This window comes from Pseudomonas helmanticensis, assembly GCF_900182985.1.
Classification (GTDB): Bacteria; Pseudomonadota; Gammaproteobacteria; order Pseudomonadales; family Pseudomonadaceae; genus Aquipseudomonas; species Aquipseudomonas helmanticensis.
In genome coordinates, this window is the sequence record NZ_FXUY01000001.1 from 3,284,028 (window position 1) to 3,294,586 (window position 10,559).

The 10,559-nt window shown below is 60.5% G+C and carries 13 protein-coding genes; 5 read left to right on the plus strand and 8 right to left on the minus strand.

Annotation, left to right across the window (positions count from 1 at the left end):
- Position 1 precedes the first annotated feature (1 nt).
- From hpf to QOL84_RS14830, 4 genes are read left to right on the plus strand one after another with little or no spacing between them, the layout of a single operon-like run.
- Positions 2 to 310 carry a ribosome hibernation-promoting factor, HPF/YfiA family gene (hpf, locus tag QOL84_RS14815; protein WP_007912419.1) on the plus strand — a complete coding sequence of 103 codons (309 nt, stop codon included), beginning with the start codon at positions 2 to 4 and terminating at the stop codon, positions 308 to 310.
- Between the two features lie 12 nt (positions 311 to 322).
- Positions 323 to 787, plus strand: coding sequence for a PTS IIA-like nitrogen regulatory protein PtsN (ptsN, locus tag QOL84_RS14820; protein WP_129389171.1), 465 nt, complete (start codon positions 323 to 325; stop codon positions 785 to 787).
- 2 nt (positions 788 to 789) lie between these two features.
- The gene (gene rapZ / locus QOL84_RS14825; protein WP_283437676.1) at positions 790 to 1,647 is read left to right on the plus strand and encodes an RNase adapter RapZ; all 858 of its coding nucleotides are present in this window, start codon (positions 790 to 792) and stop codon (positions 1,645 to 1,647) included.
- Between the two features lie 15 nt (positions 1,648 to 1,662).
- Positions 1,663 to 1,938: an HPr family phosphocarrier protein gene (locus QOL84_RS14830; RefSeq protein WP_129389165.1), complete on the plus strand. Its 276-nt coding sequence runs from the start codon at positions 1,663 to 1,665 to the stop codon at positions 1,936 to 1,938.
- A gap of 122 nt (positions 1,939 to 2,060) precedes the next feature.
- On the opposite strand, the gene QOL84_RS14835 is transcribed toward QOL84_RS14830, so the two are convergent.
- The 6 genes from QOL84_RS14835 to pmbA form a co-directional block, all read right to left on the minus strand.
- Positions 2,061 to 2,954: a ZIP family metal transporter gene (locus QOL84_RS14835; protein ID WP_283437677.1), complete on the minus strand. Its 894-nt coding sequence runs from the start codon at positions 2,952 to 2,954 to the stop codon at positions 2,061 to 2,063.
- A 30-nt stretch (positions 2,955 to 2,984) separates the two neighbouring features.
- Positions 2,985 to 3,596, minus strand: coding sequence for a superoxide dismutase (locus QOL84_RS14840; protein ID WP_283437678.1), 612 nt, complete (start codon positions 3,594 to 3,596; stop codon positions 2,985 to 2,987).
- A gap of 1 nt (position 3,597) precedes the next feature.
- A complete protein-coding gene (locus QOL84_RS14845) occupies positions 3,598 to 4,038 on the minus strand; it encodes a DUF2753 family protein (protein WP_283437679.1) in 441 nt (146 codons plus the stop codon).
- Positions 4,039 to 4,065: 27 nt separating this feature from the next.
- Entirely contained in the window at positions 4,066 to 5,442 is a 1,377-nt protein-coding gene (locus QOL84_RS14850) for a class II fumarate hydratase (protein ID WP_283437680.1), read from the minus strand.
- On the minus strand, positions 5,423 to 5,830 hold the full coding sequence (locus tag QOL84_RS14855; RefSeq protein ID WP_283437681.1) for a FagA protein: 408 nt from the start codon (positions 5,828 to 5,830) through the stop codon (positions 5,423 to 5,425). The genes QOL84_RS14850 and QOL84_RS14855 overlap by 20 nt, the downstream gene beginning before the upstream one ends.
- Positions 5,831 to 6,047: 217 nt before the next feature.
- Positions 6,048 to 7,394 (minus strand): metalloprotease PmbA, encoded by a 1,347-nt coding sequence (gene pmbA / locus QOL84_RS14860; protein WP_400776445.1) that lies wholly within the window; start codon positions 7,392 to 7,394, stop codon positions 6,048 to 6,050.
- A 108-nt stretch (positions 7,395 to 7,502) separates the two neighbouring features.
- Here pmbA and yjgA point away from each other — a divergent pair, with 108 nt between their 5' ends.
- Complete coding sequence (gene yjgA, locus QOL84_RS14865) at positions 7,503 to 8,027, plus strand: ribosome biogenesis factor YjgA (protein ID WP_007915377.1); 525 nt, start codon at positions 7,503 to 7,505, stop codon at positions 8,025 to 8,027.
- 98 nt (positions 8,028 to 8,125) lie between these two features.
- On the opposite strand, the gene tldD is transcribed toward yjgA, so the two are convergent.
- Together tldD and QOL84_RS14875 are read right to left on the minus strand one after the other, a co-directional pair.
- The gene (gene tldD, locus QOL84_RS14870; RefSeq protein ID WP_160055865.1) at positions 8,126 to 9,568 is read right to left on the minus strand and encodes a metalloprotease TldD; all 1,443 of its coding nucleotides are present in this window, start codon (positions 9,566 to 9,568) and stop codon (positions 8,126 to 8,128) included.
- Positions 9,569 to 9,572: 4 nt separating this feature from the next.
- Entirely contained in the window at positions 9,573 to 10,433 is an 861-nt protein-coding gene (locus tag QOL84_RS14875; protein WP_283437683.1) for a carbon-nitrogen hydrolase family protein, read from the minus strand.
- Positions 10,434 to 10,559: the final 126 nt, after the last annotated feature.

Consider the following 10,559-nt stretch of genomic DNA (forward strand, 5'->3'; position numbering starts at 1 on the left):
TATGCAAGTCAACATCAGTGGACACCAACTGGAAGTGACCCAACCTCTGCGTTCCTATATCGAGGAAAAACTCCAACGACTGGAGCGACATTTCGACAAGATCACCAACGTGCAAGTCACGATGTGCGTCGAAAAGCTGAAGCAGAAAATCGAAGCCACCTTGCATATTCCCGGCAGCGAAGTGGTCGCAAACGCAGAAGATACAGACATGTACGCTGCGATCGACTCACTCACCGACAAGCTGGATCGCCAACTCAAAAAGCATAAGGAAAAGACCCAGAGCCTCCTCCAGGGCGCTACCGGTCGATAACCCCCCTAACCCATGATCCGACTTGAAAGTATCCTGACCCCCGGCCGTTCTCTCGTGAACGTGCCGGGCGGCAGTAAAAAGAAAGCCCTCGAACAAATTGCCAACCTGATCGCCCGCGAAGTGCCGGATCTGGAGATGCAAGATGTCTTCGAGGCACTGATTGCCCGTGAAAAACTCGGTTCCACCGGTTTTGGTAACGGCATCGCCATTCCACACTGCCGCCTCAAGGGCTGCGAAGCGCCGGTCAGCGCGCTGATGCACCTTGAAGCCCCTATCGATTTCGACGCCATCGATGGCGCTCCGGTCGACCTGCTGTTCGTGCTGCTGGTCCCCGAAGCCGCGACCGATGCGCACCTGGAGTTGCTACGTCAGATCGCCAGCATGCTGGATCGCAAGGAAGTGCGCGACAGACTGCGCAGCGCCCAGACTAACCAAGCCTTGTATCAGGTTGTCCTGGACGAGCAAAGCGGGCAGTAATCATGCGTTTGATCATCGTCAGTGGCCGTTCCGGCTCGGGTAAAAGCACCGCACTGGATGTCCTCGAGGACAACGGTTACTACTGCATCGACAATCTGCCGGCGGGATTGCTGCCGGAACTGGCCGAACGCGCCCTGATTCACACCGAACTGGCGCAGCCGCTGGTGGCCGTGTCGATCGATGCGCGTAACCTGCCAAGCCATCTGTCGCGCTTTCCCGAACTGCTTGAAGATGCCCGCAGCAAGCATATCCAGTGCGACGTCCTGTATCTGGATGCCGACGAGGAAACCCTGCTCAAGCGTTTTTCCGAGACTCGCCGCCGCCATCCCTTGAGCAATGCCAATCGCTCGCTGGCCGAAGCGATCCATGACGAAACCGCCCTGCTCGGCCCGATTGCCGACCTTGCCGACCTGAAAATCAATACCACCAATCTGAACCTGTACCAGTTGCGCGACACCCTCAAGCTGCGCCTGCTGAACCAGCCGGAACCGGGTACCGCATTTCTGGTCGAGTCATTCGGTTTCAAGCGCGGCATGCCGGTCGATGCCGATCTGGTGTTTGACGTACGCTGCCTGCCTAACCCGTACTGGAAGCCGGAATTGCGCGAGCAATCCGGTCTCGATGCTCCGGTGGCAGACTATCTGGCGGCGCAGCCGGAGGTCGAAGAGATGTTTCAGGACATCTTCACCTACCTGCACAAGTGGCTGCCACGCTTTGCCGCGAGCAACCGTGCCTACGTCACCATTGCCATAGGCTGCACCGGCGGGCATCACCGCTCCGTCTACCTGACCGAACGCCTGGGTCAGGCCCTGCAGAAAACCCTGAAGAACGTCCAGGTTCGCCACCGCGACCTCACTTAAAGGATTCACACCGCGATGCCTGCTCTGGAAATCGAAATCATCAACAAACTGGGCCTGCATGCCCGCGCGTCGGCCAAGTTCGTTGGCGTGGCCGGGCAGTATCCGGATTGCACGATCAGAGTGGGGCGCACGCCGGAGACCACGGTCGATGGCAAAAGCATTATGGCGATGATGATGCTGGCGGCTGGCAAGGGCACCAGGATTTATCTGAGCACCGAAGGTGAAAAGGATCAGGAAGCGCTGGATGCGTTGGTCGCGCTGATCAACAACTACTTCGATGAGGGTGGCTGATAACCAAAGTCAAAAGTTCGCAGCGTTCGGCAGCTCCTACATTGGAAGGCCGCGTGTGGTGTTAACCCGCAGCACATAACCCCATGTAGGAGCTGCCGCAGGCTGCGATCTTTTGATCTGCTTCAACCCAATGCCGTATCCATCACCATCATCAAACAAAACCCGCTCAACAAGCCAAGACTGGCCAGTTTGTCATGACCATTGCGTCGCGACTCGGGGATCACCTCGTGAGTCACCACCAGCAACATCGCCCCGGCAGCCAATGCCAGCCCTAACGGCAACAACACCTGCGCCAGACTGACCAGCCACGCGCATAACAGCGCAAATACCGGTTCGACCAGACCTGATGCCGCGCCGATCAGGAACGCCTTGACCCGCGACATCCCTGCCCCGGCCAATACCAACGCAATCACCAGACCTTCCGGCACATCCTGCAAGGCGATGCCCATGGCCAGGCTGTCCGCATCCGGCATGCCGCCGCCGGCAGAAACGCCGACAGCCATGCCTTCGGGGATGTTATGAGCAATGATGGCGAACACGAACAACCAGATGCGCGGCGGAATCACCGGGTGCTCGACGGTACCGACGAGCATTTCCGGGGAAGCGCCGGACACCCTGAGATCAACCAGATACAGACCGAATGCACCGAGCATGATGCCGAAGCAGATCAGGCCACTGGCACCCCACGGCGTCATGCCCAGGCTTTCGGCGGCAGCAATGCCCGGCACGATCAGCGAAAACGCCGTCGCCGCCAGCATCACCCCGGCGCCAAACCCCAGCAACGTATCGCTGAGCGCCTGCGGCATGCGCCGAATCACCAGCACCGGGACAGCGCCAAGCGCCGTGCCGAGGGCGCAGATCGCGCCACCCTGCAACGCCCGCGACAGCCGCGGTTCCAGATTCAGCCATTCCAGTCCGTGGGCGACCAGCAAGGTCACGCCCGCCAACAGCAATAGCGATCCCACTGCGTAACGAAACATACGCCCACTTCCGATCGCCAGTGTTTCAGTGCCCATAGTCAGCCTTGGATTGTTTTTATAGAAGACTTAAACCAGTGCCGCCTGATAGCGCGCAGCGACTTCAGGCCAATTGATCACGTTGTAAAAGGCGTTGATGTATTCCGGGCGACGGTTCTGGTAGCGCAGGTAATAGGCGTGTTCCCAGACGTCGAGACCGAGAATCGGCGTGTTGCCGTTCATCAACGGGCTGTCCTGGTTGCCGCTGCTTTCCACGATCAGTTTTTTCTCCGGGGTCACGCTGAGCCAGGCCCAACCGCTGCCGAAACGGGTCAGCGCGGCTTTGGTGAACGCTTCCTTGAAGCTGTCGAGACCGCCCAATTGCTCATCAATGGCCTTGGCCAGCGCGCCGTCCGGCTTGCCGCCACCGCCAGGCACCATCACTTCCCAGAACAGCGAATGGTTGGCGTGACCGCCGCCCTGATTGATCACCGCCGCACGAAGTTTTTCCGGTAGCTGCTTAACGCTGGCGACAAGTTTTTCCACCGGCCATTCGGCGTACTCAGTGCCTTCTACCGCCGCGTTGAGGTTATTGATGTAGGTCTGGTGATGCTTGGTGTAGTGAATCTCCATGGTCTGCGCATCGATGTGCGGTTCCAGGGCGTCGTAGGCGTAAGGCAAGGCAGGCAAGGTAAAAGCCATTTCAATGGACTCCATGGTGATGGGGGGCAGGCGCGCGTCGCGCATTGCCGGTATCCGGATGCAGCAGACGCTGGGTGCGTGGGTATTCGCCGTGTTCGCTGATGAAATTCAGCAGTTCGACGTAGGTCTTGCTGCTCTGGCGCAGCGCCGCTTCACGCAGCGCCGGGCGCAGGCGCTCGTCCTGCATGGTCTGCAACAGCCGCTGGTGGATGGCGCAGAGGTATTCGGCGCTCTCCTCCGGCTGATTCAGGCGCAAATGCAAGTCAGCCAGGTTGTGATGGGAGATGACGCAGGCCGCCACCGCTTCGTCGGCATCCGTCCAGCGTTCGAACAACACTTGCGCCAGGGCCAGGGCTTGCAGGTAAGCCTCACGGGCGTCGATCAGTTCGCCCAGCATGAAGCAGCGATTGGCCCGTTCGATCGTGCGTTTCCAGTGCTCCATGGTGAGCCTCCAAAGCGGTTGCGGGGTTTACACGCCGCCGGCGGTGAGTTTCTCGGGATTGAGTAACTCTTCCAGTTGGCTGCGCGACAGGTCGGTGTGTTCCAGGGCGACGTCGATCACCGCGCGGCCTTCCTTGTAGGCCTGCTTGGCGATTTCGGCGGCCTTCTGGTAACCGATGATCGGGTTGAGCGCGGTGACCAGAATCGGATTGCGCGACAACGCTTCTTTCAAGCGCGATTCGTTGACCTTGAAGCTGGCGATGGCCTTGTCAGCGAGCAGACGGCTGGAGTTGGCCAGCAGTTCGATGCTGCTCAACAGGTTCTGCGCGATGATCGGCAGCATCACGTTCAGTTCGAAATTGCCCGACTGCCCGGCAATGGTGATCACCGAATCGTTGCCGATCACCTGCGCGGCGACCATGGCGGTGGCTTCCGGGATCACCGGATTGACCTTGCCCGGCATGATCGACGAACCCGGTTGCAGCGCCTCCAGTTCGATTTCGCCGAGGCCGGCGAGCGGGCCGGAGTTCATCCAGCGCAGGTCGTTGGCGATTTTCATCAGCGACACGGCGATGGCTTTGAGTTGGCCGGAGACGGCGACGGCGGTGTCCTGCGAGCCAATCAGCGCAAACAGATCCTTGCCTTGAGTGAACTGCACGTCGGTCAGTTGACTGAGTTGCCGGCTGAAACGCGCGGCGAATTCGGGGTGCGCATTGATCCCGGTGCCCACCGCCGTGCCGCCCTGCGCCAGCGATTGCAGGCTCGGCAGCAAATCCTGCAAATGACCGATGTTGGCCTTGAGCTGCTGCGCCCAGCCGTTGAGCACCTGACTCATTCGTACCGGCATGGCGTCCATCAAATGCGTGCGACCGGTTTTGACGTGGTGATGCACTTGCCCGGCCTTGTGCTCGATCACTTGCACCAAGTGCAGCAGCGCCGGCAGCAATTGCTCGTGCAGGGCCAATGCCGCGCTGACGTGAATGGTGGTCGGGATGATGTCGTTACTGCTCTGGCCGCAGTTGACGTGATCATTGGCGTTGACCGGCTCGTCGAGCAGGCGGCTGGCCAGGGTGGCGATCACTTCGTTGGCGTTCATGTTGGAGCTGGTGCCGGAGCCGGTCTGGAAGATATCCACCGGAAAATGCTGCATGAAATCGCCTTCGAGCAGACCTTGTGCGGCGTCGCTGATGGCTTTGCCCTGCGCGGCAGTGATCTGGTTGAGCTCGACGTTGGCCCGAGCGGCGGCGGCTTTGGCGAGGATCAGCGCGCGGATGAATTGCGTCGGCATCGGTTTGCCGCTGATCGGGAAGTTATCCACTGCGCGCTGGGTCTGCGCGCCGTAGAGAGCGTCCACCGGCACCTGCAGTTCGCCCATGCTGTCGCGCTCAATACGTGTCTTGGTCATCGGTAAATCCTTGGACTAGTTCAATGAGAGGAATCGAGGGAAGCAGTTCACAAGTGGCGAGCTGCCAGGTGTAGCGTTGCCAGCGTTTGAGCCGGCAGTTGCACAGGGACAGGCGCTCCATTTCACGCAATGGGCGCCAGGCTTGATCAAGGCAGAGGCTGCGCCAGTGCCACGGCAAGGCGATGTCTGTGGCGGTATCGAGTAGCAGACGGAAAGAGGTTTCGGCGATCGTCCAGGCTGAGGTCGCGGTGCAACAAGACAGGTACCGGCCTTCGGCCAGGTAATGTTCGATCAGGCGCGGTTCGTCTGGATCCATCGCGCAACGGATCTGGCGACTCATCCAGCGCCAGCTTTCGAGGTACGGCTGCTCGTGCAAGGCAGAACTCATGATTCGGGGCTCATCCGATAATGAGATTTATTATTAGATGATAATGAGAACCAAAACAAGAGCACCTGTGTAGGAGCTGCGCAGGCTGCGATCTTTTGATTTTGTTTTGAAAGACAAGATCAACAGATCGCAGCCTGCGGCAGCTCCTACACGGCAGGCATGAAAAAGGCGCGGCATCCGGGTGGATGGCGCGCCTTTTTGTGTGACGGCCGGGATGTTAGCTGCCCGCGACGGTCATCCGTTCGATCAACACCGAACCGGTGCGAATGTTGCTGCGCAATTCTAGGTCATTACCCACCGCGACAATCTGCTTGAACATGTCGCGCATGTTGCCGGCGATGGTGACTTCCTGCACCGCGAACTGGATTTCGCCGTTCTCCACCCAAAAACCCGCCGCCCCGCGCGAGTAGTCGCCGGTGACCATGTTCAGGCCATGGCCCATCAATTCGGTGACCAACAAGCCTCGGCCCATACGCTTGAGCAGCGCAGCCTGATCTTCGTCGCCATGGGTGACGAACAGGTTGTGCACGCCACCGGCGTTGGCAGTGCTCGGCATGCCTAGCTTGCGCCCGGAGTAAGTGCCGAGAATGTACGAGACCAGCTCGCCGTTTTCGACGAACGGTTTGGCGTACGTCGCCAAGCCATCACCGTCATATGAGGCGCTGCCCATGGCGCGCATCAGGTGCGGACGTTCATCGATGGTCAGCCACTCGGGGAACAGCTTCTGCCCCAGCGTGCCTTCAAGAAACGACGATTTGCGATACAGACTGCCGCCGGACACCGCCGAGAGGAAACTGCCGAACAAGCCGCCAGCCAGCTCTGCGGAAAACAGCACCGGCACTTCACAGGTCGGCACCGGACGCGCACCCAGACGGCTCGCCGCTCGCTGCGCTGCACGCTGACCAATGCTTACCGGATCGGCCAGCAAGGTGCCTTGACGGCTGACGTCGTACCAATAATCGCGCTGCATCTGGCCGTCGGCCTCGGCGATCATCACGCAGCTCAGGCTGTGCCGGGTCGATGCATAGCCACCGATGAAACCGTGGCTGTTACCGTAAACGCGGCAGCCTTGATGGGTGCTCAGCGTAGTGCCGTCGGCATTCTTGATCCGTGCGTCGGCATCGAACGCCGCCGCTTCACAGATCAAGGCCTTCTCGATGGCCTGCTCCGGGGTGATGTCCCATTCGTGGAACAGGTCGAAATCCTGCTGATCCCTGGCCATCAACGCCGCATCGGCGAGGCCCGAGGCTTCGTCTTCAGAGGTGTGCTTGGCGATGGCGAGCGCGGCAGCGACTGTTTCGCGAATCGCATCAGGGCCGGTAGCGGAAGTGCTGGCCGAGCCTTTGCGCTGGCCAACATACAACGTGATGCCAAAACCCTGATCGCGGTTGAATTCGACGGTTTCGACCTCGCGCTGACGCACCGACGTCGACAGCCCCTGCTCCAGCGATACCGCTACTTCGCAGGCGCTGGCGCCCTGGCGCTTGGCTTCGGCGATGATCTGCTCGACTTGTTCCTGCAGTGCCGGCAATGCCTGCGGGCCGACGCTTTGAACTGCACTCATGCTCATCTCCACTCAAATTCTGCTTTCGGCTGGGGTCATCGAGCGACCGGGCCGGACAAGCGGCCCCCGACTGGTTATCATGGCGGCGTTTCTTTGCGGACTGCCACCATGGTTGATTCTTACGACGACTCCCTCGATACGGGAGAAAAAAGCAAATCTCAGGTCAAACGCGAGCTGCATGCTCTGGTTGACCTCGGCGAGCGCCTGACAACACTCAAGCCTGACTTGATCGCAAAACTGCCGCTGACCGACGCCATGCGCCGGGCTCTGGCCGATGCGCCCAAGCACACCGCGAACATCGCGCGTAAACGGCACTTGCAGTTCATCGGCAAACTGATGCGCGATCAGGACACTGACGCGATTCTCACGCTGCTCGATCAACTCGATGCCTCGACTCGCCAGTACAACGAGCGTTTCCACAATCTCGAACGCTGGCGCGATCGCCTGATCGCTGGCGATGACGCCGTGCTGGAGAAATTCGTCGTCGAGTACCCGGACGCCGATCGCCAGCAATTGCGTTCCCTGATCCGTCAGGCTCAGCACGAGGTTGCGCAAAACAAACCTCCTGCTTCCAGCCGCAAGATCTTCAAATACATCCGTGAGCTGGACGAGACCCAACGCGGCCTGCGTTGATCTCATCCCTTGTAGGAGCTGCCGCAGGCTGCGATCTTTGCTTTTAAAGATCAAAAGATCGCAGCCTGCGGCAGCTCCTGCACAGGATGTTTCGATCCTTATGCGCCCGTGCCACCCACGGTGATCGCATCGATTTTCAATGTCGGCTGACCCACGCCTACCGGCACCGATTGCCCGTCCTTGCCGCACGTACCCACGCCGCTGTCCAGCGCCAGATCGTTACCAACCATCGACACCCGGCTCATCGCCTCGGGGCCGTTGCCGATCAACGTCGCGCCTTTCACCGGTGCAGTGATCTTGCCGTCTTCGATCAAGTACGCCTCGCTGGTCGAGAACACGAACTTGCCGCTGGTGATGTCGACCTGACCACCGCCAAGGTTGGCGCAGTAGATGCCCTTCTTCACCGAAGCAATGATTTCCGCCGGATCGCTTTCGCCGCCGAGCATGTAAGTGTTGGTCATGCGTGGCATCGGCAGATGCGCGTAGGATTCTCGACGGCCGTTGCCGGTGCGGGCCACACCCATCAGGCGCGCGTTGAGCTTGTCCTGCATATAACCCTTGAGTACGCCGTTTTCGATCAGCGTGGTGCACTCGGTCGGGGTGCCTTCATCGTCGACACTCAGCGAACCGCGACGGCCGCTCAAGGTGCCGTCATCGACGATAGTGCAGAGCTTCGACGCAACCATTTCGCCCATGCGCCCGCTGTAGGCCGAACTGCCCTTGCGGTTGAAATCGCCTTCGAGACCGTGGCCGACCGCTTCGTGCAGCAGCACGCCCGACCAGCCCGACCCCAGCACCACCGGGAAAGTACCGGCCGGCGCCGGAATCGCTTCGAGATTGACCAGCGCCTGACGCAACGCTTCACGGGCATAGCCCATGGCACGGTCTTCGGCGAGGAAATAACGGTAGTCGGTACGCCCGCCGCCGCCATGCCCACCGCGCTCGCGGCGGCCATTCTGCTCGACGATCACACTGACGTTGAAACGCACCAGCGGCCGTACATCCGCCGCCAGGCCGCCGTCGGTGGAGGCCACCAGAATCCGTTCCCAGACCCCGGCCATACTGACGCTGACTTGCTGGATACGCGGGTCGAGCGCGCGGGTCGCGACATCGATGCGCTTGAGCAACTCGACTTTCTCGGCGCGGCTCAGCACTTCCAGCGGGTTATCCGGCGCATACAGTTGCGCGACGTCCTGGGTGGTGAACGCCTGCACCGTGCCGTTTTGTCCGGCGCGGGAGATCGAACGTGCGGCACGCGCCGCGGCACCGAGGGCTTCGAGGGTGATCGCGTTGCTGTAGGCAAAACCGGTTTTCTCACCGGATTGCGCACGCACACCCACACCCTGGTCGAGGTTGAAGCTGCCTTCCTTGACGATGCCGTCTTCCAGTGCCCAGGACTCGGAAATCTGCCCCTGGAAATACAGGTCGGCGGCATCGATGCCGGGGCCGGCCAGATCGCCGAGCACGCCTTGCAGGCTCTCGATCGTCACGCCACCGGGCGCCAATAGATGATCACTGACTGAGGACAACAACTCGCTCATAGGTTTACGCCTTAAATTCGTGTTCTGAAGCAGGTCGCTGTGCGCCCTGCGAGAAAAACCGCCGATGACGCGTCACCGGCATTCGCGCCCTGATGGACGCTTGTTCATCGCTATCGCGTTCGGCCAACAACACCGCTTCGCCTTGATCCTGCTGCGCCAGCACGCGCCCCCACGGGTCGACGATCGCCGCATGCCCGAAGGTTTCCCGCGGTCCCGGATGGGTCCCGCCCTGCGCTGCGGCCAGCACATAACACTGCGTCTCGATGGCCCGCGCACGGATCAACACATCCCAGTGCGCTGCGCCCGTCACTGCAGTAAACGCCGACGGTGCACTAATCAATTCGGCACCGGCGGCGCGCAACTCGCTGTACAACTCAGGAAAGCGCAGGTCATAACACACGCTCAGCCCGAGCCGACCGACCGGGGTGTCCGCCACCACCACGCCATTGCCATAAGCATAGTCATCGGATTCGCGGTAACGGCCACGATTGTCCGCCACATCGACATCGAACAGATGCAATTTGTCGTAGCGCGCGACGATTTCGCCGTGTTCATCGACCAACAACGAGCAGGCATTGGCCTTCGCCGTCGGTTGATCCACCGGTGGCAACGGCAACGTGCCGGCCACTATCCATAACTTGAGGTCGCGGGCGGTCTGTTTCAACCATGGCAGGATCGGTCCCTCGCCCAGCGCTTCAGCACGGCCGATGTCAGCGACGTCGCGACGGCCCATGGCGGCGAAATTTTCCGGCAGAACCGCAAGCTTCGCACCGCCGGCCGCTGCCTGTTCGAGCAAGCGTCGGGCCTGGGCCAGATTGGCCAGCACGTCGCTCTGGCTGACCATTTGAATCACCGCTAAAGACATGGCCACTCCTCGGAATCTGCACATAACCTTGTAGGAGCTGGCTGCGAGCTTTTGATCTGGCTGTTAAAAACAAAATCAAAAGATCGCAGCCTTCGGCAGCTCCTACGCGGGGGATAGGGTCATGCT